Source organism: Paraburkholderia tropica, from assembly GCF_900109265.1.
In the GTDB taxonomy this organism is placed as follows: Bacteria; Pseudomonadota; Gammaproteobacteria; order Burkholderiales; family Burkholderiaceae; genus Paraburkholderia; species Paraburkholderia tropica.
Map to the genome: position 1 here is coordinate 232,279 of NZ_FNZM01000014.1, position 26,936 is coordinate 259,214.

The window sequence follows — 26,936 nt, forward strand, 5'->3', positions numbered from 1 at the left end:
AGCGGTAGAGTCTCACTCACCGCCCACGCCAGGAGACTCGCCGCAATGCAGCTCCCGATCACGCCCACGCTGGCCGCCCGCCTCGCCGACGCCCGTGCGGCCAGCGACGCGCTCTTCGCCCTCGTCAAGCCCGAATTTCTCTACGAACGGCCGATTCGCGAGCGCCATCGCATCGTGTTCTATATCGGTCATCTGGAAGCGTTCGACCGCAATCTGTTCGATCAGCGCCTGTTCGATCTGCCGTCCGCCGACGCGAAGCTCGACCAGTTGTTCGCCTTCGGCATCGATCCCATCGATGGCGCGCTGCCGACCGATGTCCCCTCGGACTGGCCGAGTCTCGACGCTGTGCGCGACTACGCACGCGACGCCCGTACGCGTATCGACGCGCGCCTCGCCGGGCTCGATCTGGCGCCCGGCGCCTCCATGCACGACACGCCTGGGCAGTTGCTGAACGTCGCGATCGAGCATCGTCTGATGCATGTGGAGACGCTCTCCTACATGCTCCATCAGTTGCCGTTCGAGCAAAAGCAGGCGCCGGGCGCCGCGCGTACGCTCGCGGACCACCTTTACGCGGTGACGCCGGAGATGGTGAGCGTGCCGGCCGGCCGCACCGAACTGGGCATGACGCTCGAACGCGGCCTGTTCGGCTGGGACAACGAATTCGGCGAGGAGCAGGTGGACGTGCCCGCGTTCGAGATCGACCGCTATATGGTCACGAACGGCGCGTTTCTCGATTTCGTGAACGATGGCGGATATCGCCGCCGCGACCTCTGGACCGAGGCCGACTGGGCCTGGCGCGAGGCCGAAGGCATCGAGCATCCGGTGTTCTGGCATCGCGGTGCGCAGGGCTGGCGTCTGCGCACGATGTTCGACGATATTCCGCTGCCGCTCGCGTGGCCCGTCTACGTGAGCCACGCGGAAGCGAGCGCCTTCGCGCGCTGGCGCGGCGCGCGGCTGCCGACCGAAGCCGAATGGCAGCGCGCGGCGCACGGCGCGTTGCCCGGCGAAACCGACAACTTCGACTTCCGCAGCTGGGACCCGGTCGCCGTCGACTCGACGCCGGACAGCGCCAGCACCTGGGGCGTCGAGGGCCTATACGGCAACGGCTGGGAATGGACCTCGACGGTGTTCGCTCCGCTGCGCGGCTTCACGCCGTTTCCGTTCTACGAAGGCTATTCGGCCAACTTCTTCGACGGCCAGCACTACGCGATGAAAGGCGGCTCCGCGCGCACCGCGGGCTGCATGCAGCGGCCGACGTTCCGCAACTGGTTTCAGCCGCGTTATCAATACGTGTACGCAGGGTTTCGTTGTGCGAAGGGTTGAGGAAAAAAGCGTGCGTTGACCTGTGAAGGCGCCTTGAGCGGCTTCACTGGCGCAATGCCGTGCCCCCACGTGCCCCAAAATCCTCAAGGCACAAACTCCAGCCTCGCATCATCCTTTCCGCGCGTATTCGATGCAGCCACGTCGAAGTCCGACGCCGTGCCCGCCGCTCCAAAAAGCAGCGCGACGATCTGCCGGGTCGGCACGCTCGCCACGAGTGTGCCGACCTTCCGGGGACGGAACCAGCGACAGCTCACGATTTCATTGCTCGGCTTCGGCCGCGCATCGTCCGGCAGGAGCGTGAAGAACACGTGATGGCGCTTGTTCAGCCCGCCGAACTGGAAAACATAGTCGAGTGCGTGGCCCTCGAGCGAGGTCTCTTCGATGAGTTCACGCGCGGCGGCTTCGAGCGGTGTTTCGCCTCGCGAAATCGTCCCGCCCGGGAGTGACCAGCGCGACCGTCCTCTTTCCACCAGCAGGATCCGGTCACGCTGCCAGCAAACAACGGTAGCTCGCTCTTTCATGTGTCCAGGACTCGGCTTGGACGCCGCGTCATTCGAAGCAATAGCTTAAACATATTCGATCGCGCGCACCGCCTCGGCCAGCGCTTGTGCATCAGCCGATTTCGCCGCGCGACTGTTCGTCACAATCGCGGAGATACGCTCGACGGGACACGACACCACCCTGCTGCGCACGCCGATTTTCGAGTAGTCCGCCAGGATGAGCGTTTGCTTTGCGTTGCGGCTCATGGCGTCGGCCATTTCCGCCTCTTCCTGGACAAAGCTCGTCGCGCCATGCACCGCATCCACGCCGACCGGCGACAGCAAGGCGATATCGGCGTGAAAGCGATGCACCTCGGCAATCGCTGCGCCGCCATACGTGGCGCCAACCGATGCATTGAATGCGCCGCCAAGCAGATGCACGGCATGGCCGCCCGACTTCGCGGCGCGCTCGCCCGCCAGTTCGTTGGCGACGGCCACCGAGTTCGTGACGATGTGCAGACCGCTCAGCGAAGCGAGGGCATCGGCAAGAATCGCCGTCGTGGTGCCGGCGTCGATGAACAACGTCTGTCCGCTGCCGATATGCCCGAGCGCACCGCGCGCGAGCGCACGCTTTTCCTTCACGCGAATGCCCGCGCGCACGCTGATCGGCAATTCGCTTTCCACGAACATCGCGCCGCCATGCACGCGGCGGATTTCGCCCGCCGTGTCGAGCTCGACGAGATCGCGGCGAATCGTTTCGCGCGAGACGCCGAGCGCCTCCGTCATATGATCGACCGACACAGTGCCGTGCGCCTTCAACAGCGCGCGGATGCGGCGATATCGCTCCTCAACCAGCATGGACTGTCTGCCCCCTCATCGCTTGTCCCCTCATCGCTAATCCGGCTCCGTTTGCGCGCTCAAAGACGGCGCGTGATCTCGAGGATCTGCGCATGCAGTTCGGGCGTGGCCGCCGCGATGATGCGCCCGTCACTGCCCATGCCCACCGTGCGGCCCTGCCAGTCCGTCACGCGTCCGCCCGCGGCCTCCACGACCGGCACGATAGCCAGGTAGTCGTAAGGCTGCAAGCCCGCTTCGACGACGGCGTCGACGTAGCCCGCCGCGACCATCGCGTAACTGTAGCAATCGCCGCCGAACCGGCGGCTCGCGGCGGCGCGGCTCACCGCTTCGAACACCGCCAGTTCGGCTGCATCGAAGATGTCGGGCGAGGTGGCGTAGACGTGCGCCGCCGCGAGCCGCGTGCAGCCGCTCGTGCGCAGCGTTGCGCCCTGCCCGTCGCACGCGCCCCGTATGCCGCCGATCCAGCGCTCGCCGGTCACCGGCGCATCGATGATGCCCAGCACCGGCTCGCCGTCGCGCAGCAGCGCGAACAGCGTGCCCCAGATCGGCCAGCCCGTCACGAAACTGCGCGTGCCGTCGATCGGATCGATCACCCACACATATTGCGCGTCGGTGCGCTCGCGCCCGTGTTCCTCGCCGAAGATGCCATGCGCGGGAAAGCGCTGCGCGAGCCGCGCGCGGATATGCGCCTCGATCTCGCGGTCGGCGATGGTCACGGGGCTCTCGTCCGACTTGGTTTCGATGTCGAGTTTCTTGCGGAAATAGCTCAGCGAAATCTCGCGTGCCTCGTCGGCGAGCTGCACCGCAAATGCCTCGCATTCGCGCAGCACATCGTCGCTTTCCTGACTCATCTTGAATGCCCTTTTCTGGGGCAGCGCTGACGCTGCCGTGATGTGAACAGTGTGGCAAAACCTCCGCGCCCAGGGCGCGAAAGGCTCGCTTTCGTGGTGTCGCCATCATGGCAGCAGATATTTTTGATTGCTAGACCCAATGCCAATATTCTGCAAATATCCACAAAACCACACAGCGCAAACACACGGTTCGACACAGACGGCAACGCGCGCCTTGTGACCTTGTGGGGTTCCTTTCTTCGGTCGCCTCTCACTCATTCAGGAAGATCGCAATGCGTATCCGCAAGACACTGACTTCGCTTTTTGCCCTCGGGCTGCTCTCGTGCACGATCTCGAACGCGGCTCAGGCCGGGCAGATCACCGTGTATTCCGCGCTGGAAAGCGACGAAATCGCCACGTATCTGGCCGCCGCGAAAAAAGCGATGCCCGACGTGCAGGTCAACGTGCTGCGTCTGTCCACGGGCGACCTGGCCGCGCGCATGATCGCCGAGTCCGGCGCGCCGCACGCGGACGCGGTCTGGGGCGAAGCGCTCACGAATCTGCTCGATCCCCGCATCGCCGGCCAGCTCGCGCCGGTGAGCGGCAAGAACGTGTCGAGCCTGCCGAAGCAGTTCCGTGATCCGGCCGGCAAATGGTTCGCCGCGACCGGCTACATGGCCGCGCTCTGCGTGAACACCGACGCGCTCGCCGCGAAGAAGCTGCCCATGCCGACTTCGTGGGAAGACCTCGCCAAACCGGTCTACAAGGGCAACGTGGTGATGCCCGACCCGGCTTCGTCGGGCACGGGCTATCTGCAAATCGCGGCGATCCTGCAAGGCGCGGGCGAGGACAAGGGCTGGCAGATCCTCAAGGGTCTTGGCGCGAACGTCGCGCAGTTCACGCCATCGGGTTCGCAGCCGTGCAAGCTCGCGCGCACCGGCGAATATGCGGTGGGCGCATCGTTCGCGTTCGTCGCCATGCAGTCGATCAAGGCCGGATTTCCGGTGAAGATGGTGATTCCGTCGAAGTACGTGGGTTACGAACTCGAAGGCTCGGGCATGCTGAAGAGTTCGACGCATCAGGCCGATACCGAGCGCTTCCTCGAATGGGTCGCCTCGCCCGACGCCGCGAAGCTCTATCAGCAATACAAGGAAATCGTCACGACGCCGGGCATCAAGCCGACGCCCGAGCAGATCGCCGAAGGCCTGCCCGCCGATGTTTCCAGGGTGCTGTACCCGATGGACTTCGCCGCGTCCGCGAAGATGCACGATGCGGTGCTCAAGCGCTTCAAGACCGACGTGATGCATTAAACGCCGCCGCGCATTCCCGCAGTCCGTTTCATGCCCGGCGCAACGCCGGGCAACCTCGCCTGGCCACTCAGGGAAGTCACCCATGCATCTCACCGTCTCCGATCTCTTCAAGACTTTTGCCGGGCACGTCGCGCTCGAACGCATTCATTTCGACGTGCAGGAGGACGAGTTCGTCTGCCTGCTGGGTCCGAGCGGCTGCGGCAAGACCACCCTGCTGCGCATCATCGCGGGCCTGCTCGACGCCGACGGCGGCAGCGTCACGATGGGGACGCGCTCGCTGCTGGAGATGCCCGCGCGCGAACGCGGCTTCGGCATCGTGTTCCAGTCCTACTCGCTGTTTCCGAACATGACGGTCGCGCAGAACATCGGTTATGGCATGAAGATACGCGGCGTGCCGCGCACGCAGATCGAGGCACGTTGCAAGGAGCTGCTCGAACTAATTCGCCTGCCGCATCTCGCCGGGCGCTATCCGGGCCAGCTTTCGGGCGGTCAGCAGCAACGCGTCGCGATCGCGCGCGCGATCGCCGTCGATCCCTCGCTGCTCCTGCTCGACGAACCGCTTTCCGCGCTCGATGCCCAGGTGCGCGTCGAAATGCGCCGGGAAATTCACGACGTCCAGCGCCGTCTGCGCATTCCCACCATCATGGTGACGCACGACCAGGAAGAGGCGCTCACGCTCGCCGACAAGATCATCTGCATGAATCACGGCCGCATCGAGCAGATCGGCTCGCCGCGCGAGCTGTACGAGCGGCCGCGCACGCGCTTCGTGGCGAGCTTTATCGGCACCTCGAATCTGTTGCCGGCGACGTGGGTGCGCGATGCGTTCCCCGCCTTGATGGCGCATCATCCGGGCGGCGCCGATACGGCATTCGAAGCGTGCGTACGCCCCGAGGATCTCACCGTGTCGCCGGGCGCGCACAATGAAGGCGCGAGCGCCCGCGTGATCGACTCGACTTTTCTGGGCAGCACGACGCGCATCCGCGTGCACTGGTGCGGGCGCGAACTGCTCGCCGAGCAGCCGCGCGGCCTGCCGATGGAAGCGGGCACGCCGGTCACTCTTTCCGTGGCCAACGATCGCTGCGCATGGGTGGCGGCATGAGCGCCTCGCTTGCCGCCACGAATCGTCCGCGCGTCGAGCGCACGGGCCGCGCGATGGGCGCCGTGCTGCGCGTCGCGATGGTCGTGGTGCCGCTCGCCTGCCTCGCGCTGTTCTTCCTCTATCCGCTTGCAGTCATCGCGTGGCACAGCCTCCTGAACGGCGACGCGCGATTGGGCGTGGGCAATTACGTCGCGCTCTGGCGCACGCCCGGCATGCTCGAAGCGGCGTGGCACAGCCTCGTCCTGAGCGCCGCGACGACGCTCGTGAGCATCGTGCTCGGCTTCATGATCGCGTTCACCTTGCAGCGCTCGCGTCTGCCCGCCCCGAACGCGATCCGCGCGACGCTGTTGCTGCCGATGCTCGCGCCTTCGCTGATGCAGGGCCTCGGCATGCTGTTCCTGCTCGGGCGCAACGGCCTCGTGCACAAATGGACCGGCTGGGACGTCGAAATCTACGGTTTCTGGGGACTTCTGATCGCCGACGTGATCTACGCGTTGCCGCAGGCCGTGCTGATTATCGGCGCGGCGCTCGCACAATCGGACGCCCGCTACTACGACGCCGCCGACGTGCTCGGCGCACGACGCTGGCAGCAATTCTTCGCCCTCACCTTGCCAAATGCGCGTTTTGGCCTGCTGTCCGCGGCCTTCGTTGTATTCACCGTAACGATCACCGACTTCGGCAATGCGGTAGTGATCGGCGGCAATTATCACGTGCTCGCCACGGAGATCTATAACCAGGTGTCCGGGCAGATGAATTTCGGCATGGGCGCGGCCGTCGGCATGGTCTTGCTGCTGCCATCGCTCGCCTCGGTGTATATCGAGCGCATCGCTTCGCAACGGCAATTCGGCGGCGCATCGGAGAGCCGCGTACCGGTGACGCCGCGCGCGAATCGCCTGCGTGACGCGCTGCTCGGCGTCGGTTGCCTGCTCACGCTGTTGCCGATCGCCGCGTCCGTCGCGACCGTGGTCTTTGCGAGTTTTGTGCGCTTGTGGCCGTACCGCCTCGAACTCACACTCGCCAACTACGGGGGCGAATTGTCGGGCGGATATGGCGCGATCGTCACGTCGCTGGAAATCTCGCTCGCGGCGGCCGCGCTGGGCGTGCTGCTGTTGTTCTCGCTGAGCTATGGCGCGCGCCGCATGCCGGGCGCGGTGTCGCGACTGATTTACACCGTGTCCGTGCTGCCGGCCGCCGTGCCGGGAATGGTCGTGGGACTCGCCTATATTCTCGCGTTCAACAGCGGCCCGCTGGCGACATGGCTCTACGGTAGCGCCACCGTGATCGTGCTCTGCAACTTCTACCACTATCACACGCAGGGCTTTCTCACGATGAGCACGGGCTTGCGCGCGGTGCCGGCGGCGCTCGAAGAAGTCGTGGATTGCCTGGGCGGCGGCCTGCGCCATGCGCTTCAGGACGCCGTGCTGCCCTTCATCGCCGCAACGGCGGTGAGCGTGTTTTTCTTTCTGTTCATGCGCTCGATGGTGACGCTCTCGGCTGTCGTCTTTCTCGTGACGCCCTCGCTGAATCTCGCTTCGGTGGCCGTCATGCAACTTGATGAAAACGGCTTCGTTTCGCAAGCCGCCGCTTACTCCACGTGCATCATGGTCGTGACGTCGCTTGCCCTTGGTCTGATGCGTCTTGCGATGAAGCGCGTGATGCTGCGACGCGACATCGTGCGCTGACAGGTGAATCACCATGGCCAGGCTGCGGCTCGTCGTGTCGACGCGTGTAAGCCCTTCGCAACACCTCACACCCACCCACGACGGCAGACGAGTCGCCTACGTCCTGGGCGCCGTTCGCAGCGGCGCGGCGTCGAGCCTGAAACTGAACGTCGCGCCGCGCTGATCCCGCTCGATCAGCTCGATCACGCTGCCGTGCAGTTGCAGCATCCGCTGCACGATCAACAGACCGAGGCCGCCCTGGCGACGTGCGTCGCCTGAGCTGAATGCACGCCTGAACAGATTCGCGCGAAGTTCGGGCGCGATGCCCGGCCCGGTATCGCTGACGACCACCCTCACCTTGCTATCCTCGCCGGCCAGCTCGACGCTGACCTCGCCGCCTTCGGGCGTATGGCGGATCGCGTTATCGAGCAGATTGGTCAACACGCGTTCGGTCATGGCGAGATCGGCGCAAACGGCAGGCAAACGCGGCGGGACCACGGCTCGCAAGCGGATCCGGCGCGCCTGCGCCGCAAGCTCGAACTTCTGGAACACGTCCTGCACGACATCCGCGAGGGGAAACGTCTCCAGCGTGAGCTGGACGTTCTCATGTTCGAGGCGCGCCAACTCGAACAGCGATTGAGCCAGCCGTCCCACCTTCGCACTCTGGGTCAGCGCGATCGCCAGATAGCGGCGACGCTCGACGCCTTCGAGCGTGTCGTCCTTCAGCGACAAGGTTTCGAGGTAGCCATGCAGCGACGTGAGCGGCGTGCGCAAATCGTGCGAGATCGTCGCGAAGAGTTCGCGGCGCTCCTGGTCCTGACGTTTGAGCTCGCGCCACTGCATGCCGATGCGCTCGACCATCTGCGCAAACATGCGTTCGAGAATGGCGATCTCGTCGCGTGTTCCCGTGTGCGCCGCCGGGCGACTCAGCACGAGCGGCACCGGCTCCGAGCCCGCCTGGATCGACGCGTCGATCCGGCTCACGCTGTCGGTCAGACGGCGCAAGGGGCGCGTGATCAGACCAAACGCGATCAGACCGGCGAACAGGCCGAGCGACGCAACCACGGCCATCAAACCAAGCGTCGTGCGCAGCACCGTGCTGTGCGCGAGCCGCGTCGCCAGCGCATCGCGCGCTTCGCCGATCAGCACGACATAGATATACCCCGCCAGCCGCCCGTCGGCGCCCGGGACAACGGCGGCGCTGAACACCTTCTTCGCATCCACGCTGCGCGGATCGTCGCCGAGAATCGGCAACGCGTCATTGGCGAGAAAGCGCTGCACCGGTTGCAGATCGACGCGCGTGCGCCGGATGTGCCCCGGCGGCGCGTCGTCGCCGGTGATGCGGCCGCTGGCGTCGAGCAGGTAAACCTCGACACTGGGATTCACCGCCATCAGTTGTCCGAACAAGGTGCGTAACGCGGCGGGCCTCGGGCCGTCCGGGCCCATGAGCGCCGAGCTATGCGCAATGTGGGACGCGAGGTCGTGCGACAAGGCCTGGATGACCTCCTGATCGTGCAGATCCGACGCCCGTATCTGCAACCACGCCGACGCCCCGCAGCACGCGAGCAGCAACGCCGAGAACACGACGGATATCCGCTGCGTCAACGACAGTCTCACGGCGCGTCTCCTTGCCCGCTGTTGCGAGGCGCGGCATTGCCGGACGTCGATGGCGTGAGCGGGTCGAATTTGTAGCCGCGTCCCCACACGGTCAGGATACGGACCGGTTGTGCGGGGTCGGCTTCGATCTTGGTGCGCAGGCGATTGATGTGCGTGTTGACGGTGTGCTCGTAGCCTTCATGCTGATACCCCCACACGGCGTTGAGCAGTTCCATGCGCGAGAACACCTTGCCCGGGTGGCGCGCGAAGTGATAAAGCAGGTCGAATTCACGCGGCGTCAGCTCGATGCGCTTGCCGTCGACCTGCGCTTCGCGCGTCACGGGATCGATCGAAAAACCGCCCAGCATCAGCGTGCCGCCTTCGAGCCGCACATCCTTCGCCATCGCCTCGACCCGGCGCAGCAGGGCCTTCACGCGCGCGACGAGCTCCAGCACCGAAAAGGGCTTGGCGAGGTAGTCGTCGGCGCCGAGTTCGAGGCCCAGAATGCGATGCACCTCGCTCGAGCGCGCGCTCGTAATAATGATTGGCGTGTAGCGCGTCATCGCCCGCGCGCGGCGGCAGATTTCCAGGCCGTCGACGCCCGGCAACATCAGGTCGAGGATCAAGGCGTCCCAACCGCCCTGCTCCAGCAGACGCAGCCCTTCGGCGCCGTCGGCGCTGTGCACGACCTCGTAATGCTCGTCGCGCAGATGCAGCATGAGCACGTTGGCGATATCCGCGTCGTCCTCGACGATGAGTACGCGTTTGGTCTGATCCATGGGGTTTTCGGTTCCCGGCGCGGCGCGCTCCGATGAAAGGTCCGGATTAAATCGCTCATTGTGCAGAAAATTCCGGCCCGGAGTTATCACATTTAATTTTACTTTTCGTGAGGACTTCGAGATCGGCGGCTACCTATGCTTCGTGTAACGAACACGGAGAACCTCATGAATACTCGTAGACGCCTGTTGCTATCCGGCGGCGGCGCGCTCGCCGTCATGGCCGCGCTCGGTCAATGGCGCGCGAAGGCCGCGCAGCCCGCCGGCGGCGCGATGGCCATGCGTGCGGCGTCCGGCGCCGCCGGGCATTTCGCCGTGGAGCATACCGAAGCCGAATGGCGCAAGCGCCTCACGCCCGCCCAATACGAGGTGCTGCGCAATGCGGGGACGGAGCGCGCCTTCACCAGTCCGCTCAATCACGAGCACCGCAACGGCACGTTCGCGTGCGCGGGTTGCGCGGCGAACCTGTTCGCCTCGAGCACGAAATTCGACAGCGGCACCGGCTGGCCGAGTTTTTACGCGCCGCTGCCGCACGCCGTGATCGAGCGCGAGGATCTCTCGTTCGGCATGGCCCGCACCGAAGTGCTGTGCAGTCGTTGTGGCGGCCATCTCGGGCACGTTTTCGACGACGGCCCGAAGCCGACCGGCCTGCGCTACTGCATGAACGGCGTCGCCATGACCTTCACGCCCCACGCGGCCTGAGCGCGTCGATCGATCCGCTATCGCTTCTTCCAACACCATCATGTTACTCATCACCCTGGCGTATCTCGGCGGCGTGCTCACCATCCTGAGCCCCTGCATCCTGCCCGTGCTGCCCTTCGTGTTCGCCCGCGCCGATCAACCCTTCGTGCGTTCCGGCCTGCCGCTGCTCGGCGGCATGGCCGCGACCTTCGCGGCGGTCGCCACGCTCGCCGCCGTGGGCGGCGGTTGGGTCGCCCAGGCCAATGAATATGGCCGCTGGCTCGCGATCGTGCTGCTGGCCGTCTTCGGCATCACGCTGCTGAGTCCGCGCCTCGCCGGGCGCATCATGCAGCCGCTCGTGAACGTCGGCAACCGGCTGACCGAAACGACGCAGCAGGCGCGCGCGCCCGGCGTCGGCGCCTCGTTCCTGCTCGGCATCGCGACGGGGCTGTTGTGGGCGCCCTGCGCGGGCCCGATTCTCGGCCTGATCCTGACCGGCGCCGCGCTGCAAGGCGCAAGCATCGGCACGACTCTGCTGTTGCTGGCCTATGCGGCCGGCGCCGCGACGTCGCTGGCCGTCGCGCTGCTGCTGGGCGGACGGGTCTTCGCCGCCATGAAGCGCTCGCTGGGCGCGGGCGAATGGATCCGGCGCGGGATTGGCGTGGCGATGCTCGCCGGCGTCGCCGCCGTGGCGCTCGGGCTGGACACGGGCGTCCTCACACGCATTTCGACGGTCGCGACCGGCGGACTGGAGCAGCATCTCGTCGATACCTTCGCACCGTCGAAACACGGCGCGATGGCGATGAGCGGCGCGGTCAATTCGTCGGAATCGTCGATTGGCGCACAGACCACCCAGACCGCGCAGACCACGAATACGCCGACCGGGCGCGCGGATAGCGAAAACACGATGGCGGCAGGCGCGATGGCGGCCAACGGCGGCGCGATGATGCGCGCCACCGACGCCCTGCGCCCGGCGACGACGACACTGCCGGTGCTCGGCCAGTTGCCGCCGCTCGACGGCGCCGTCCAATGGCTGAATTCGCCGCCGCTGACGGCCCAGGCCTTGCGCGGCAAGGTAGTGATCGTCGACTTCTGGACGTACTCGTGTATCAACTGCCTGCGCTCGCTGCCGTACGTCAAGGCGTGGGCCGGCAAGTATCGCGATCTGGGGCTCGTCGTGATTGGCGTGCATGCGCCCGAATTTGCCTTCGAACGCAACATCGACAACGTGCGCAAGGCCGTGCACGACCTCGGCGTCGACTATCCGGTGGCGATCGACAACCGCTACGCGATCTGGCGCGCGTTCGACAACCAGTACTGGCCGGCCCATTATTTCGCCGATGCCCAGGGACGGATTCGCTACCAGCATTTCGGTGAAGGCGACTATGACCAGTCCGAGCGCGTCATTCAGCAACTGCTCGTGGAAGCGGGCCACCCCGAGGCCATAAATGTGCCGATCGGTCTGGGCGGCGCCGCGGAGCGCGGCGTGCAGATGCAAGCCGACAATGCGGATATGCGTTCGCCGGAAACCTATATCGGCTTCGAGCGTGCCGAAGGCTTCGCGTCGCCGGGCGGCTTCGCCCAGGACCGGGCCCGCGACTATCGCGCGCCCTCGCATCCCGAGCTCAACCACTGGGGACTCGCGGGCGAATGGAGCGTCGGCGCGGAGCACGCCACGCTGGCAACGCCGGGCGGCGAAATCGTCTACCGCTTCCACGCGCGAGACCTTCATCTGGTGCTGGGCCCCGGGCCTGACGGCAAACCCGTGCGCTTTCGCGTGACAGTGGACGGCAAGGCGCCGGAGCACGCACACGGCAGCGACGTTGCGCCGGACGGCGCCGGCGTGATTACGCAGCAGCGTCTCTATCAGCTCGTCCGCCAACCCGGCGACGTGGCCGATCACACCTTTGCGATCCAGTTTCTCGATCCGGGCGTGCAGGCCTTCGCATTCACTTTCGGTTAATCGCCCAACCCACCACGTTCGCCGGGCGCGCTTCGCGCCGGCAAGGATGACATCGTGAAACCGCTTTTCATGCACTCCACCCGATTCGCCCGTTACGGCGCCGCGGCTATCGCATTGCTTGCCGTCGCGCTCTGGCAGCGCAGCGCCCATTCGGACGAACGTGCCGTCTCGATTCCCGCACCGGTTCAGGACGAGCATCCGAATGGCGTTCACCCGGAAACCGCCGTCGTGGCGGGAGGCTGCTTCTGGGGCGTCCAGGGCGTGTTCGAACATGTGCGCGGCGTCACGCAGGTGGCGTCCGGTTACACCGGCGGCGCGGCCGATACGGCCCAATACGAACGCGTCAGCGACGGCGATACCGGCCACGCAGAATCGGTGCGGATTACTTTCGACCCCACCGTGATCAGCTACGGCAGGATTCTGCAGGTGTTCTTTTCGGTCGCCCACGATCCGACCGAACTCGACTATCAGGGCCCGGACCACGGCAGCCAGTATCGCTCGGCGATCTTCCCGACGAATCCGCAACAACGCAACGTGGCGCAAGCCTATATCGCGCAATTACTGGGCGCACATGTTTTTTCGAGCCCGATTGTGACGCGCATCGAGACCTTCAAGGGCTTTTATACCGCCGAGGATTACCACCAGAACTTTCTCGCTCTTCATCCCGATTACCCCTATATCGCGATTAACGACATGCCGAAGGTCAATGCACTGAAGAATCTGTTCCCCACGCTTTATCGAACCCAGCCGGTTCTGTTTCAGGCCGCCGCACACTCCCCGTCATAGCCGCGCGGGTAAAGCGGAGAGATTCCGGATTAGTGAAGCGGCGATTAACCAATACTTTTTAATGTATAGTCACCCGTGTGTTGAGGACACAACGCGTTCTCCATTGCGCCAGGCTAACTATCACTCTCGACGATTAACCTATGTCTCTGACGTAGCATGCAGGCGTTCCCTTTCGTTGCTGAATCCGCCGCGCACGGCGGACCGCACAGCCAGGCGCCGGACTTCGCCCACAATGACCTGTTCCTGTCGGCGCCTATTCCGATCATGGTGGAGGACTGGTATCGCGTCTACCTGGCGATCCAGGCGATACGCGACCAGGGTGTCACGAATCTCGACGACTATTTCGATGCCCACCCCCACGCGATCGACGAGTTGCGGGGACTCCATTCGTTCGTTGAGGCAAACCACGCCGTGCTGGAGCTGTTCGAGGCCAGTTCAAAAGAGGGCTTTTTCGACGCCGCCCGGAAGCTGCTGCCAGCGAATCGAGAAAGCAACATTGTCGTCTATCGGGCGATGCTCGACGGCAGTTCGGCATGTCAAGGCGAGCGCACGCTCGTCACCTTCAAGGGCAAGGAGGTGCCAATCGTCTGGCGCTGCTCGCTGCCCCGCGACGCAGAAGGTTATCGGCGGCTCTGCTTTTATGCTTTCGATGTGACGGAGCAAAAGGAAAACAACGATCGATTGCAGGCACTCCGCGCAGAGATGGCGCGTGCTGCACGCGTGTCCTTATTCGGCGAACTTTCGGCATCGATACTGCACGAGATCACTCAACCGCTCTCGGCCGCCAGTACCTATGCGGATGCCGCTGCCCGTTGGCTGACTCGCGACATACCGGACGTCGAAGAGGCTTTCTCGTCGATTCAGAATGCGGCGCGCTGGGCGCGCGATGCTACCGATATCTGCCGGAAAATGCGCGGATTTCTTGGCAAGGTTCCCGTGCAATCCATCTGCGCGCCCGCCAGCCAGGCAATAGATGCCGCGCTTTTTCTCGTTTCGCCAGAAGCCAATGCAAAGGAGATTACCGTTGCACGGCGAATTGCCGACGACGCCACCATTTTCGCCGATCCCGTTCAGATTCAGCAGGTGCTGGCCAATCTTCTGTTGAATGGCATTCACGCAATCGATTCGAGCCGTTCGACCATTCGAGCCTTGTCGCTATCGGTCCGGCGCATTGACAACGGTGAAACGCTATTCGAAGTCTGCGATTCGGGCTCGGGCATGAGCAGCGAGACGCTGGACTCGCTATTTCAACCGTTCTTCACGACCAAAGTCGACGGCATGGGCATGGGCCTCGCAGTGGCCCGGTCGATCATCGACGCGCACGGCGGCCGTATCTGGGTCGAAAGCTCCACGGCCGCCGGCACGTGCTTCCGTTTCACGGTCCCCACGACGGCCGTCGACGGCACCCATCGATAAACCCTGGATGACGAAAGCAGTCCATTCATCACTCGATGCGCCGCGGGCGACCGACCCAGCGCACGACGCAAGGCCTCACAGACTCATGCATTCTCCCGCGACGCTTTTCGCAACCGAAACCGGCAGCGGCGTCTGCGTCATGTTCATTCATGGCTGGACGTGCGACTCCCATGACTGGATGTGGCAGTTGCCGTACTTCGAAACCCGGTATCGCGTGATCGCAGTCGACTTGCGCGGGCATGGCCGATCGGAGGTGACGCCGCCAGGCACGTATGCGCCCTCGCACTACGTCGCGGACCTCGAAGCCTTCATGACGACGCATTACCCGGGCCAACGATTCGTGCTCGTCGGGCACTCGATGGGCGCGCAGGTCGCCGCGCGGCTTGCCGCACAACGCCCGGATCTCGTCGGCGCGGTTGTCTCGGTGGACGGATCACTCGGTGTATCGAATGCTGCCGCCGATTTCCTTGCAAAGACCACGCACGATCTGGAAACGGGTGACGCCCGCGAGTTGGCGCCGGCGCTGTTCACGCTCCTCTACGATCGCGACACCGACCCGGCACTGAAGTGCTGGCACGCGCGGCGCGTGCGAGGCATGCCCTTGCATGTCGTTCGCGATTCGTTTGGACCGCTTTATTTCGGTGACGATCAGATCGGCATGGGAGAAGCGAGCGCGGCGTTCTGCCGAAGCCTCACCACGCCCGTCTATCACCTGAGCCGCGATGCGGAGCAAGCCGAACTCATGCGCGCCTGGTTTGCACATCCCAAGTCCAAAGTCGAGGCGTGGTCCGATACCGGACATTGGATCATGCAGGACCGCAAGGACGAGGTGAATCATGCCATCGCGGCCTGGCTCGACGACGTCACAGCAGACTGGAACTGAGCCGCCAGATCCGACGGCCACACGGTGACCGCTGGCGCACCCGATTCAATGGATGCGCCAGCCAGACGGCGCACAGCGCGGACATTCAAACGCGCGCCGCCGGGATCAACGAAGGCCGCGCCACATTATTCCGTGGGTCTGGACGGATTCCACAGCTTGATCTTCGCGTGTTTCTCGTAGCCTTTTCCATGCGGATAGCTAACCAGTTCCAGTTCCGATCCCCACGGCGAGCGAAAGTGCACCCACGTTTCGCCTTCCGTATCGCCCGAGGACATCGTGACCGGATCGCCCAGCACGGTGATGCCCCGCGACTTCAGATAGGCGACCGCGCCCGCGATATCGTCGGTATAAAACGCAATATGCGATGCGCCGATATCTTCCGCCTTCGGCATCTCATTGCTGCCCTTTGAGTTGCGATACTGGAACAGCTCGATATTGGAGCCTGTGCCACAGCGGATCATGGCAATGTCGACGCTATCGGCGCGCGGCACGAAGCCACCCGACATATGGGTCAGATCGAACGGTCCAATGTGCGTAACCGGCACACAGCCGAACGTGTCGGAGAAAAACGCCTCGGCTTGCGCGAGATCCGGCACGCTGACGCCCACGTGATCGACACCGACCGCTTTCACCCCGGCGGCATGCGCGCCTGCCCCGCCTAGCAGAGCCAGTGCGGCCAGAACATTGGGGATGAACTTCTTCATGATGCCTTTTCCTTCTTTCATTTGCGATTGAGAAAGACGCGCGCGCTCGCGAGCTTGCCGTCCTTGATGGTGAAAATGTCTTCGCCGCGCACCAGATTCGGGTTGTCGCGCGGACCGTAACCCCAGGTGACCCGGCCCAGGCCGTGATTCCACGCGATCGGGTCGGGCGTGAACACAAAACCCTCGTGGCTGCCTCGCAACTGTTCGATCAAGCGGCCAACCGCTTCATAGCCGGTTGCCACGCCGGATTCGTCGGCGACGAAGAAATGGTGCGAATACACCAGCGGAAACTTCGCGGCACGGCTGGTGGGATTGGGGTCGTTCCAGATCTCGAAGTGCAGATCAATCAGATGCTGCGCGTCACGGGCGTCTTGATCGCTGGCTTCCATACGCGTCGTTTCCTCTGAGTGTGCGGCGCAGGGTGCCACGTAAAACGTAGCGCCCGGCGCCATAAGAGCCGTGATAAAAACAACCCGGCGAATCATGTTTTGCATAGCTCGATCGGTTCTCTTCTTTTCAAACGGAAGCGAGATTACCGATGCAGCGCCACGCAGTCCTTGCTGGCGGATTAATTGTTCTTAAGCGTCGACTGCGTCGCTCGGCACTGCGTATGTTCACGGTCGACGCACCAATCGCCCGGGTTTTAAATGTCCAGATCGTGGGACGCATAAGCCTGGCGTGTTTCAACGATGCTTAAACGCACGTGAGCAATTAATCAGGCAATTCGCTGGAGCAACGTCTACTTATACTTTTGTATAACGCCAGCCATGCAATGAAAGCGGCGATTCCCCAGGATTTCCGTCGCGAAATGCAAGGATGGCTGGCCAGAATTGCAACGCTTCACCACGCGCCGCGCGCGCCGGCCGTGGGCTCACCGGCGCATCCTGAGTGCATTTAACACTTAAGGACTATGGACCCATTCACCTTGAGGAAATAGCATCGGTACAGTCAATCGACCATTGCCGCTTTTTAACGCCCGGCAATCGTCGAACAGCGACACAAACGACACTCCAACGACTTAACCGCTAGTGAGCCGAACATGTACACGTTCGACCGGGTCCGCGTCTGTCTTGAAAGCCGCGAGGTGTTCCTCGGCGGCCAGCGGCATTCGCTCAGCACGCGCGCGTTCGACATCCTTGAACTGTTAATCAACGCTCGCGGGCGTCTCGTCACCAAGGACGAAATCATGCGCGTCGTCTGGCCGCGGACTTTTGTCGTCGACAATAATATCCACGTCCATGTCTGCGAATTGCGCAAGCTTTTCGGCGGCAAGCACGGATGGATTCGCACAGATTCCGGGCGCGGCTATCGCCTGACGCCGCCTGAACCGCGCGAGCGCGAGCCACGCACCGCGTCTCCCGGACTCACGGCGCCCCATGCGCTGGTCGGCCGCGAACGCGAGCTTGCGGAACTGCACGCGCTTGTCGACAGCGAGGCGCTGTTGACGCTGGTCGGTGCGCCAGGCATCGGCAAAAGCAGTCTCGCGCGCGAACTCGTGCGTGAGCGCGCGAGCACCGGCGATATGCGAACTTTCTTCATCGATCTGGCCGACGCGGCGCCCGGGACCTCGGTGGTGGGCGCGCTCGCCACGGCATTCGGACTGCCCTTGCCGCACGACCGAGCGGCGATCGTCGCCACTGTCGCGCAGCGCCCCGCGCTCATCGTGTTCGATGGCTGCGATCGATTCATCGATGAAGTCGCGTCCCTTTGTCAGACGTTGTCGACGTTCGGCACACGGATTCACCTCGTCGCGACCAGCCGCGAGCCGCTCCAGATCTCCGCCGAACGGACGTGGCGGGTGCCGCCCCTCGGCACCCCCGACGCCGCAGGAAGCGACGCCGACGTGGCCGGCGCACCGGCCGTGCGCCTTTTCATGCAGCGTCTGCAAGAGACGCTACAGGAGACGATCGGAGACGGCGCGCGGCAAACGGGCGAACACGGACAGAACCTGCTCAATGTCGTCGCGTCGCTATGCAGGCGCGTCGGCGGCAATCCGCTCGCACTCGAAGTGGCGGCTGCGCGCGCCGCCACGCTGGGACCATTAGGCATGCTTGAACTGACCGATGAGCAATGGCTGGTTCTCGGCAATGCGAGACGCGACGCGCCCGCGCGCCATCGCTCGCTGGCAGCGGCTTATGCGTGGAGCTGCGCGCGACTCGCCGCGCAAGAACGCAGCGCGCTCTCCCGGCTCGCAGCGCTGCCCGACAGCTTTACGATCGAAACGGCTTGCGCGATCGCCGGACACGGCGCGCTCGACAACGAACAAATGCTGGACGCGTTGGCGTCGCTGGTTTCGAAGTCGCTCGTCGAAGTTGAAACGACATCGCATCTCAACGGACGGCGCTATCGTCTGCCGCATACTTTGCGAGCATTTATGCACAGCTTGCCGGTGGCCGGGGTTTCGCAACCAGGCGAAGCCAGTCAGGCAGAAGACGCTGCCATCGTGATCGAGTTCGCACCGCGTCCGCGCGAGGAAGCGGCAATCGATTCGTTGCACACGCCGCCGGTTTGCGCCTCCCGTTCGTTTACCGACCACCCAGCAATCGCCCACACCGCAATCGCCCACGCGGATGTCGCCGTTCCGGTTGTCCCGTTACGCCCAGGAAAGTCGCCCGTGCACGGCGCGTCGCCGCCACGACGCGACCGCCGAGTCGCGCGCGAGCCGGCAAATCACCTGCATCAGCGAACCTGCGACGGACGTGCGAAAATCGCCGCAAGCTGCCGTGTGCCGAGCGTGTTCTGTCTCGCGCAGGGCAAGCGACGCACACAACGAGAACGCTCCTGATCCCATGGCAATCACCACGGCGTGGACAGGCACCGGCATCGACGCCACACCGTCCGCATACCTTGGGGAGAGCAACGTGGAACTGCACGTGAGTTCGGCACAAGAGTACGCACAAGCGCAAACACACCCCGAAGCCTGCGCGCCCACCACCGACGCCGCCAGCGCCGAATGGCGCATCTGCCGCCGCCTTGCGTGGCAAACCCTGCCGGTACTTGTCTTCACGTACCTCGCCGCGTACATCGATCGCGTCAACGTCAGTTTCGCGGCACTACAACTGAATGGCCAGCTCGGTTTTTCCGATGCGGTATTCGGCTTCGGCGCGGGCGCCTTTTCGCTCGGCTACGTCGTATTCGAAGTGCCCAGCAACATGATTCTTCAGTACGTCGGCGCGCGCCGCTGGCTTACACGCATCATCGTCTCGTGGGGCGTCGTGATTGCGCTCACGGCGCTGATCGCCACGCCGAAGCAGTTCTACGTGATGCGCTATCTGCTGGGTATCGCCGAAGCGGGGCTCGTGCCTGGCATCGTCTACTACATCTCGCAGTCGTTCCCGAGCTATCACCGCGCGCGCGTGCTGTCGATCTTCTATGTCGCGCTGCCGCTCTCGGGCGTCATCGGTGCGCCGCTGGCCGGTTTTATCATGCAACACCTCGACGGTGTGATGCAGATCGCCGGCTGGAAGTGGATGCTGATCGTCGAGTCGGTGCCGGCCTTTCTCGCCGCGCTGTTCTGCTGGATGCGGCTGGACGACGATGTGACGCTGAGCCAGCGCAACGCGCCCGCAGACCGCGCGCAGCTCGCGAGCGCACTCCGCCACAATCCGGCCGCGCCCTCGTTCCCACCCGATGCGATCTACACCAATGGGCTCGTGTGGGCATTCTGCGCGATCTATTTCGTGGTTGTGTTTGCCATCTACGGATACACGCTGTGGGCGCCGACCATCATCCAGTCGCTCGGCGTGAGCGGCGATTTCAAGGTCGGCCTGGTCGCGGCGCTCCCCAACGTCGTGGCCATCGGCGTGATGATCGCGGTCGGACGCAGCGTCGATCGGCTCCGCGAGCGGCGCCTTCACCTGGCCGTGCTGATGTTGATCACCGCGCTCGGTTTGACGATGTCGGCGCTGTTGCACCAGCACCTGTACCTGTCCGTATTGGGGCTCTGCATCGCAAACGCGTGCCTGCTGTCGATGCCGCCGGTATTCTGGAGCATGCCGACCGCGGTGTTCAGCCCCGCTGCGGCAGCGACCGGGATCGCGTGGATCAGCGCAATCGGCAATCTCGGCGGCTTTTTCGGACCGTACATGGTCGGCCATTTGAAGCAGAGTTCCGGCGGCCTGCTTCTGCCGGTCGTGGCGATCAGCGGCTGCTTGCTGCTCGGCATGCTGCTGACACTGCTTTTACCGAAGTGCCGAGTCGATCCGTGAAGGCGAGGCGTCAGCGCGCATTCAACGCGTCATTGGCGCACTAATGCCGAGCGCCTGCGCCTTCAACACGAGATCGGCCAGCGAGCTCGCATTCATCTTCACCATTGCATGCTTGCGATGGATCTTTACCGTGATCTCGCTGACGTCCATCTTCGCGGCGATCTGCTTGTTCATCAGCCCGCCCGTCACGAACGCCATCACTTCGCGCTCGCGCGGCGTCAACGCCGCGTAGCGGTTGCGCAATTCGGCCACCTCGCCGTCCGCGGCGCGGCGCTCGCGGTCTTTCAGCAACGCGTTCGAGACGGCATCGAGCAGGTCCTGGTCGCGAAACGGCTTGGCGAGGAAATCGGAAGCGCCGTTCTTCATCGCCTTCACCGACATGGCGATGTCGCCATACGCGGTGATAAAGATAATCGGCAGGCCCGATGCGCCGGCAACGATCTGATCCTGGACCGCGAGCCCGCTTTGCCCCTTGAGACGCACGTCGAGAATCAGGCAACTGGGCACATCGGGCTTCTCGAGTGCCAGGAACTCCTGTGCCGACGCGAATGCCTGCACGTTAAGATCGACCGAGCGCAACAGCGTGCTAATGGCCGCACGCATCGAGTCGTGGTCGTCGACGACATAAACGAGCGACTGCGCGAGCGGTTGCGCAGCGGTGTATTCATCATTCATCGGTTGTATCCCCAGAAATTGCGAGCACCGGATTCTCTGTCGGTTGTTGCATCGCGCGCTGCGCGAGCGGTAATGTGAACTGCATCCGCGCCCCCCTTCTTTTGTTATTTTCGGCCCAGACTCGTCCGCCGTGAGCTTCGACGATCGAACGGCAGATCGACAGTCCCATGCCCATGCCGTCCTTGCGCGTCGTGAAGAACGGCGTAAAGAGCATTTTTGCGTCGGCCTCGCTGATGCCGTGACCGGTGTCGTCGATCTGCACCCGGGCCGCCCCTTCGCAGCGCACCGTGATGACCGTCAGCTTCGCGCCATCGGAAATATTGGCCATCGCCTGCACGCCATTCATCAGCAGATTGATCACCACCTGCTGAAGTTGCACGCGATCGCCGCACACGACGAGCGGCATGTCCGCGAGCATCACCGACATCTCGACACCGTGGCTGCTCACTTCGCGGCGCACAAGCTCGACCGATTCCTCGATGATCCCATTGACGTCGACATCGGTGATATCCGCGTCGCGCTTCCTGGCCATCGTGCGAATCCGGCGAATGACTTCGGTGGCGCGCCTCGCGTCGCTTGTGCTTTGCTCAATCGACGCGCGCACTTCGGCCAGTTCCGGCGGATGGCGATTGAGCCATCGCAGCCCGGCCTCGCCGGCCGTGACGATCGCAGCCAGCGGCTGCGTCACCTCGTGAGCGATCGACGCCGCCAGTTCGCCGAGCATCGAGACACGGGTCGTATGCGCGAGCTCGTTACGCGAACGGTCGAGCGCCTGCTCGGCTTTGCGCAATGCATCGATGTCGGTATTGACGCCATACCACGCCTTGGCGCGCCCGTCGGCGCCACGCAGCGGCGCCGACGCGATGACGGTCCATCGATAACTGCCGTCCCGGTGCCGGATGCGGGCGGTGCGCTCGAAATGGCTGCCCCGCTCGATCGCCTCGCCCCACGCTGACTGGACGTCGGCAAGGTCGTCCGGATGCAGAATGTCGGGCCACACATCGCCTTCGCAACGGGTGTCGATGCCGTATTCGCTCCAGCGCTGATTCACGTAAGTCGGCCGGCCGTCGTCGAACGAACTCCAAACCATGGCGGGGATCGCGTCCAGCGTCGCGAGCAGTTCTTCCTTCTGCTCGCGCAATTCGACCTCCATGCGGCGCGTTTCCGTGATGTCGTCGTCGGTCGAGAGTATGCCGACGGGGCGGCCCCAGCGGTCGCGCGACAGCATCACGCGGCTCGCCACCCGAACGGTCGCGCCATCCTTGCGCACGCGCTTGAGTTCACCATGCCAGTGACCGCTCTTGAGGGTCTGCTGGTGGATTTCGCTGTCGGCGACGGCGCCTTGCGTCGCGGTGAGTTCGTGCAGGCGCCGACCGAGCGCTTCCGCCGCGCGCCATCCGTACAGGCGCTCGGCACCGTGACTCCAGAATGTGATGCGATCATCGAGCCCGTAGACGACGACGGCATCGTGCGTGAGGTTGAGCAAATCGACGTGATGGCGCAGCGTGGCGTGCACGCCCTGATTGCGCACCGCCAGAATCGACACGGCGATCAACGCGCTCAGGCTCACTGCGCAGCGCGCGATCGAACTGGGCGCGACCGGATCGTTTTGCGAAATCAGGAATCCGAGCATGGTCATTGCCACGCACAACCACGCCACCGCGACGGTGACGCTAGTCGACGCAACGGACGACACCAGCAACACGACCACGACGTACAGCACCGCGACCGCAATATTCAGCGGCGCGAAAGCGTCGACCATGAATACGCCGAGCCCCACCATCAAGGCAAGCGCATAGACGATGCGGACGTTGCCCAGCGGGCCGCCGCCCGCTCCGGCTTCGAGCCATCGATTGCTGTCTTGGGTTGGCGGTGGTGTCATGCGGATCAGCGAAAGAATGGGACGAGCCCGTGACACTCAGACGCCGTCGGGGCGGCTCTGCTGGCGCCCTTCTGCGCCGGCGGCGCGAATGGCGTCCAGGCGCTCGCCGATCTGCGCGGCATCGACCGGTTTGCTGAATACGCACAACGCGCCGACTTCACGCGCTTGCCGCAACAGCAAGCCGGAGGCGAACGCAGTGATGAAAATGATCGGCGGCGGCGTACCGCGTTCGAGCAGGCGGCGATACATCTCGATGCCCGACAGGCCCGGCATCTGGACGTCGGAAATGATACATGCCACGTCCTCCAGCGTTTCGACACGCAAAAACTCTTCCGCCGACGCATGGGTACGGACCTCCCAGCCGAGCGAGCGAACGAGGCTGCGCGTGGCCTCCCGGACGGATGCATCGTCCTCGACGATCAAAACGACATGATGAGCAGACACGCTGGGGGGGTCCTTGGTCTTTTCTGGTTGAAGACGGCGGAACGGCACACGCCCCGAGTCGGCAAGTCAGGTCGTATGGTACTGTAGGCGCCCCAAGTCGGAAACCAGCTAAAAGTATGATTTCCTCGCGCCCCGTCGAGGCGCGCGCCCGGTCCAGGCAACGCTTACTGCTGTGGTTGCCCGCACAATTGTCTCCGGCTTCTTCCGTTTTCCCGAACTGACCTGGTCCACGCGAACCGGCGGCGAGCTCGGCACAATCAGCGCAATCAGCACAATCCGCGCACGCCGCCAGCCGCGTTTTCGATCAGGCGCGTTCAGACCTGCGCGATACCGCCGTCGGCGAACACTTCGGCGCCGTTGACGAAGCTCGAATCGTCGGAGGCCAGAAAGGTCACGACCCTGGCCACTTCCGACGCCTCGCCCAGACGGCCCATCGGCACCTGCGAAGCCATGTAGGCGAGCAGGCCGTCCTGCGCTTCCTTGCTGGTCCCGCCGAGTTCGGCGAGCCCACCGGTGCGGATCGGCCCCGGCGCGACGACATTCACGCGAATGCCGCGCTCCTTGAGGTCATAGACCCAGCTTCGCGCCAGCGCGCGCACCGCGGCTTTCGACGCGCTGTAGATGCTGAACGCCGGCGTTCCCTTCGAACCGGCGGTGGACCCCGTCAGCACGATCGACGCGCCCTTCGGCATCAGCGGCAGCGCTTTTTGCACCGTGAAGACGAGCGCGCGCACATTGCGGTTGAACGTGTCGTCGACATGCTGTTCGGAGATGTCGCCCAGCGGCGCCATCGTGCCGCCGCCGGCGTTGGCGAACAGCACATCCAGCTTGCCCGTTTCGCTGCGAATTTGTGCGTAGAGCGCGTCGAGGTCCGACATCTGCGTGACGTCGCCTCGCACGCCGCGTGCGTTCTGGCCGATTTCCGCCACCGCCTTGTCGAGTTCGGCCTGACGACGGCCCGTGATGTAGACCACTGCGCCGGCATTGGCCAGATCCTTCGCCGCCGCGAGCCCGATACCCGTCGTACCGCCCGTGACCAATGCGACTTTTCCGTTCAGCTTGCTGCTCATGTTGCCTCCTCGAGTGAATGTCGATGCTGGCAACGATAGAGATCTCGAGCCTGAAAGTCCTGATCGCCCGTTAAGCTTTCTTAAAGCCGCCGTCGCGGTGAGATCCATAAAACCCGGCCAGCCTGCCCACAAGAATTAAGAACTTTTAATACGGCGATCAGGACAGCGCGTAACCGGTTCGGTAACGTCCTCGCCAGGGTTTGGGATGCATGGTCAGCCCTTTACATCCACACGGCAAACGGAGAAAAACGTGAATATCGAAACTGCGATCGACGGGGCAAAAGTTTCCCGACGCAAGATGCTGACCGCGACGGTCGGCGTAGCCGGCGCGGTTGCCGCTGCAGCCAGCGCGCCGGTCAGCGCGGCCGCCGCTTCGGCGAGCGGCAAGGGTGCGTCGAACGAGCATGGCGGACACGGCCACGACGAAAGCTTCGTGCGCGCCAAAGACGGCACGCTGATCTATTACAAGGATTGGGGTCCGAAGGACGCTCAACCGATCATGTTCCATCACGGCTGGCCGCTTTCGTCGGACGACTGGGATACGCAGATGCTGTTTTTCCTGTCGAAGGGTTACCGCGTGGTCGCTCACGATCGTCGGGGTCACGGTCGCTCCGCCCAGGTGTCCGGCGGCCACGACATGGATCACTACGCATCGGACGCGTTCGCCGTGGTCGAAGCGCTCGATCTGCGCAATGTGGTTCACATCGGTCACTCGACCGGCGGCGGCGAAGTCGCGCGTTATGTCGCGAAGTTCGGCCAGCCGTCGGGACGCGTCGCGAAGGCCGTGCTCGTCAGCGCGGTGCCGCCGTTGATGGTGAAGACCGAGAGCAATCCGGAAGGTCTGCCGATCGAAGTGTTCGACGGCTTCCGCAAGGCGCTCGCCGAAAACCGCGCGCAGTTCTTCCTCGATGTGCCGACCGGCCCGTTCTACGGCTTCAACCGCGCCGGTGCGAAGGTCTATCCGGGCGTGATCCAGAACTGGTGGCGTCAGGGCATGATGGGTAGCGCCAAGGCGCACTACGAAGGGATCAAGGCGTTCTCCGAAACCGACCAGACGGGCGACCTGAAGGCGATCACCGTGCCGACCCTCGTGCTGCACGGCGAAGACGACCAGATCGTGCCGATCGCCGATGCGGCGCTGAAATCCATCAAGCTGCTGAAGAACGGCACGCTGAAGACCTACCCCGGCTTTCCGCACGGCATGCTGACGGTGAACGCCGACACGATCAATGCCGATCTGCTGGCGTTCGTGCAGAAGTAACCCGGCCAGAAGCCGCGAGGCACGAAAAAACGGCCGCTGTTCGCGAGAACAGCGGCCGTTTTCCTATGCGGCACGCCAAGCGGGCCGCTGCTCTTGCGAGAGCGAGACCGCATCAGGACACTTTGTCCCGCGGGTCGTCGATGATCTGGCGTGCGACTTCGTAACGAACGCCCTGGCGGTCGAGAATGCGTACGTTGTTCACCACCGTCGCCAAGGCAGTCAGGAAGGTGTCCGCGCTCTCGTGACGCTCGTACGCCTCCTGATCGGCCCACCCTTCCACGAGATGGAACAGGTTGGGATCGGTCAGGTCGGGGGCAAACGCGTAGTAAATGCACCCTTGCATCTGCCGCGCCGCGGTCATTTCCGGAATGACCGCATCGACGAAGATCTGGCGATCTTCCGGGTGAACGCGATAGTAGGCCGTAACGATAATGGCGGTCGGCAAATTCTTGTCGTGATCCGCTGCGGATTGGCCATGATCGGGGAATTGCGCGCTGTAAGCGCTGGCGTTTGCGATCGTGTTCATTGCTTCCTCTGTTTGATTTGCCGTCGCAATGTGCGACCGCGCAAGCGCGATAGTTTCAAATTCGCGCCTCGATACTCGCAACACCGCATGCCTGCCGATAAAAGAACCCGCAATTTAAATTCAGGCCGGCGTGGGCGCGATGACTGCTGTCGACACCTAGATTAACGGACGAGCGAACCGAGAGTCTTTGAAAGCCGATTAATCGTTCTGAAATCGATTCAAGCCTTTCTGTATCGCGTAGCGATAAGCGCGCTGCCTGATTCGAGTGCTCCGGTTTTAGCGCTCAGCGGTTCAAAAGCGAGCGACCGGGCGCCGACGATTACAGAGACTCCGCAGCACGGCAGCGTGCCATGCGCACCTTCAGGCAATGTCACGCGCGCCGCCGCCGCGAACGAGCCCTCCTCGGCGATCTTCGCGAACATCGCCAGTCCTTCGAAATCAGGCAGCTTCGCCATTTCCCCTCATCTTTTCATTTCTGCAACGTTGGATTGCAATCAATTCTATT

General features: G+C 63.8%; 25 protein-coding genes. 12 read left to right on the forward strand and 13 right to left on the reverse strand.

The window, feature by feature from the left end:
- Positions 1-45: 45 nt before the first annotated feature.
- Positions 46-1,323, forward strand: coding sequence for an SUMF1/EgtB/PvdO family nonheme iron enzyme (locus BMY06_RS24295; protein WP_074985756.1), 1,278 nt, complete (start codon positions 46-48; stop codon positions 1,321-1,323).
- A gap of 83 nt (positions 1,324-1,406) precedes the next feature.
- Here BMY06_RS24295 and BMY06_RS24300 read toward each other — a convergent pair whose 3' ends face one another.
- Genes BMY06_RS24300 through hisN form a run of 3 tightly spaced genes read right to left on the reverse strand, consistent with a single transcriptional unit; the run spans position 1,407 to position 3,511 of the window.
- On the reverse strand, positions 1,407-1,844 hold the full coding sequence (locus BMY06_RS24300; protein ID WP_074985757.1) for an NUDIX hydrolase: 438 nt from the start codon (positions 1,842-1,844) through the stop codon (positions 1,407-1,409).
- A 45-nt stretch (positions 1,845-1,889) separates the two neighbouring features.
- Positions 1,890-2,660, reverse strand: coding sequence for a DeoR/GlpR family DNA-binding transcription regulator (locus BMY06_RS24305; protein WP_074985759.1), 771 nt, complete (start codon positions 2,658-2,660; stop codon positions 1,890-1,892).
- A gap of 59 nt (positions 2,661-2,719) precedes the next feature.
- A complete protein-coding gene (gene hisN, locus BMY06_RS24310; RefSeq protein ID WP_065058947.1) occupies positions 2,720-3,511 on the reverse strand; it encodes a histidinol-phosphatase in 792 nt (263 codons plus the stop codon).
- Positions 3,512-3,783: 272 nt separating this feature from the next.
- Here hisN and BMY06_RS24315 point away from each other — a divergent pair, with 272 nt between their 5' ends.
- The 3 genes from BMY06_RS24315 to BMY06_RS24325 all read left to right on the forward strand — a co-directional run bounded on the left by BMY06_RS24315 (position 3,784) and on the right by BMY06_RS24325 (position 7,581).
- Positions 3,784-4,800, forward strand: a complete 1,017-nt coding sequence (locus BMY06_RS24315) for an ABC transporter substrate-binding protein (protein WP_173816841.1) — start codon at positions 3,784-3,786, stop codon at positions 4,798-4,800.
- 82 nt (positions 4,801-4,882) lie between these two features.
- Positions 4,883-5,899, forward strand: a complete 1,017-nt coding sequence (locus BMY06_RS24320; RefSeq protein WP_074985760.1) for an ABC transporter ATP-binding protein — start codon at positions 4,883-4,885, stop codon at positions 5,897-5,899.
- The gene (locus BMY06_RS24325; RefSeq protein ID WP_080180455.1) at positions 5,896-7,581 is read left to right on the forward strand and encodes an ABC transporter permease subunit; all 1,686 of its coding nucleotides are present in this window, start codon (positions 5,896-5,898) and stop codon (positions 7,579-7,581) included. Before BMY06_RS24320 ends, BMY06_RS24325 begins: the two co-directional genes overlap by 4 nt.
- Positions 7,582-7,677: 96 nt before the next feature.
- Here the strand turns inward: BMY06_RS24325 and BMY06_RS24330 are convergent, their stop codons facing one another.
- Together BMY06_RS24330 and BMY06_RS24335 are read right to left on the reverse strand one after the other, a co-directional pair.
- Positions 7,678-9,177 carry a sensor histidine kinase gene (locus BMY06_RS24330; RefSeq protein WP_074985762.1) on the reverse strand — a complete coding sequence of 500 codons (1,500 nt, stop codon included), beginning with the start codon at positions 9,175-9,177 and terminating at the stop codon, positions 7,678-7,680.
- Entirely contained in the window at positions 9,174-9,935 is a 762-nt protein-coding gene (locus BMY06_RS24335; protein ID WP_065058950.1) for a response regulator transcription factor, read from the reverse strand. The genes BMY06_RS24330 and BMY06_RS24335 overlap by 4 nt, the downstream gene beginning before the upstream one ends.
- Before the next feature lie 165 nt (positions 9,936-10,100).
- Here BMY06_RS24335 and msrB point away from each other — a divergent pair, with 165 nt between their 5' ends.
- From msrB to BMY06_RS24360, 5 genes are all read left to right on the forward strand, one after another.
- Positions 10,101-10,634 (forward strand): peptide-methionine (R)-S-oxide reductase MsrB, encoded by a 534-nt coding sequence (gene msrB / locus BMY06_RS24340; RefSeq protein ID WP_065058972.1) that lies wholly within the window; start codon positions 10,101-10,103, stop codon positions 10,632-10,634.
- A 40-nt stretch (positions 10,635-10,674) separates the two neighbouring features.
- Positions 10,675-12,576 (forward strand): cytochrome c biogenesis protein DipZ, encoded by a 1,902-nt coding sequence (locus tag BMY06_RS24345; RefSeq protein ID WP_074985763.1) that lies wholly within the window; start codon positions 10,675-10,677, stop codon positions 12,574-12,576.
- Between the two features lie 69 nt (positions 12,577-12,645).
- Positions 12,646-13,362 (forward strand): peptide-methionine (S)-S-oxide reductase MsrA, encoded by a 717-nt coding sequence (msrA, locus tag BMY06_RS24350; RefSeq protein ID WP_074985801.1) that lies wholly within the window; start codon positions 12,646-12,648, stop codon positions 13,360-13,362.
- 156 nt (positions 13,363-13,518) lie between these two features.
- The gene (locus BMY06_RS24355) at positions 13,519-14,778 is read left to right on the forward strand and encodes a sensor histidine kinase (RefSeq protein ID WP_074985765.1); all 1,260 of its coding nucleotides are present in this window, start codon (positions 13,519-13,521) and stop codon (positions 14,776-14,778) included.
- A 7-nt stretch (positions 14,779-14,785) separates the two neighbouring features.
- Positions 14,786-15,661: an alpha/beta fold hydrolase gene (locus tag BMY06_RS24360; protein ID WP_080180448.1), complete on the forward strand. Its 876-nt coding sequence runs from the start codon at positions 14,786-14,788 to the stop codon at positions 15,659-15,661.
- 125 nt (positions 15,662-15,786) lie between these two features.
- Here BMY06_RS24360 and BMY06_RS24365 read toward each other — a convergent pair whose 3' ends face one another.
- Positions 15,787-16,365 (reverse strand): VOC family protein, encoded by a 579-nt coding sequence (locus tag BMY06_RS24365; RefSeq protein ID WP_065058973.1) that lies wholly within the window; start codon positions 16,363-16,365, stop codon positions 15,787-15,789.
- A gap of 17 nt (positions 16,366-16,382) precedes the next feature.
- Positions 16,383-16,859, reverse strand: coding sequence for a nuclear transport factor 2-like protein (locus BMY06_RS24370; RefSeq protein ID WP_244144399.1), 477 nt, complete (start codon positions 16,857-16,859; stop codon positions 16,383-16,385).
- Positions 16,860-17,404: 545 nt separating this feature from the next.
- On the opposite strand from BMY06_RS24370, the gene BMY06_RS24375 reads away from it, so the two are divergent.
- Entirely contained in the window at positions 17,405-19,150 is a 1,746-nt protein-coding gene (locus BMY06_RS24375; protein ID WP_074985768.1) for an ATP-binding protein, read from the forward strand.
- 4 nt (positions 19,151-19,154) lie between these two features.
- Entirely contained in the window at positions 19,155-20,573 is a 1,419-nt protein-coding gene (locus BMY06_RS24380; RefSeq protein ID WP_080180449.1) for an MFS transporter, read from the forward strand.
- 21 nt (positions 20,574-20,594) lie between these two features.
- Here BMY06_RS24380 and BMY06_RS24385 read toward each other — a convergent pair whose 3' ends face one another.
- The 4 genes from BMY06_RS24385 to BMY06_RS24400 all read right to left on the reverse strand — a co-directional run bounded on the left by BMY06_RS24385 (position 20,595) and on the right by BMY06_RS24400 (position 24,644).
- Positions 20,595-21,248, reverse strand: a complete 654-nt coding sequence (locus BMY06_RS24385; RefSeq protein ID WP_074985769.1) for a response regulator transcription factor — start codon at positions 21,246-21,248, stop codon at positions 20,595-20,597.
- The gene (locus BMY06_RS24390; RefSeq protein ID WP_080180450.1) at positions 21,241-23,130 is read right to left on the reverse strand and encodes a PAS domain-containing sensor histidine kinase; all 1,890 of its coding nucleotides are present in this window, start codon (positions 23,128-23,130) and stop codon (positions 21,241-21,243) included. The genes BMY06_RS24385 and BMY06_RS24390 overlap by 8 nt, the downstream gene beginning before the upstream one ends.
- Positions 23,131-23,166: 36 nt before the next feature.
- The gene (locus BMY06_RS24395; RefSeq protein ID WP_221224367.1) at positions 23,167-23,553 is read right to left on the reverse strand and encodes a response regulator transcription factor; all 387 of its coding nucleotides are present in this window, start codon (positions 23,551-23,553) and stop codon (positions 23,167-23,169) included.
- Positions 23,554-23,888: 335 nt separating this feature from the next.
- Complete coding sequence (locus BMY06_RS24400; protein ID WP_074985773.1) at positions 23,889-24,644, reverse strand: SDR family NAD(P)-dependent oxidoreductase; 756 nt, start codon at positions 24,642-24,644, stop codon at positions 23,889-23,891.
- A 298-nt stretch (positions 24,645-24,942) separates the two neighbouring features.
- On the opposite strand from BMY06_RS24400, the gene BMY06_RS24405 reads away from it, so the two are divergent.
- Positions 24,943-25,905 carry an alpha/beta fold hydrolase gene (locus BMY06_RS24405; RefSeq protein ID WP_065058960.1) on the forward strand — a complete coding sequence of 321 codons (963 nt, stop codon included), beginning with the start codon at positions 24,943-24,945 and terminating at the stop codon, positions 25,903-25,905.
- Positions 25,906-26,017: 112 nt separating this feature from the next.
- Here BMY06_RS24405 and BMY06_RS24410 read toward each other — a convergent pair whose 3' ends face one another.
- Together BMY06_RS24410 and BMY06_RS24415 are read right to left on the reverse strand one after the other, a co-directional pair.
- Complete coding sequence (locus BMY06_RS24410; protein ID WP_074985774.1) at positions 26,018-26,431, reverse strand: putative quinol monooxygenase; 414 nt, start codon at positions 26,429-26,431, stop codon at positions 26,018-26,020.
- A gap of 218 nt (positions 26,432-26,649) precedes the next feature.
- Positions 26,650-26,886 (reverse strand): hypothetical protein, encoded by a 237-nt coding sequence (locus BMY06_RS24415; RefSeq protein WP_074985776.1) that lies wholly within the window; start codon positions 26,884-26,886, stop codon positions 26,650-26,652.
- Between the last annotated feature and the right edge of the window lie 50 nt (positions 26,887-26,936).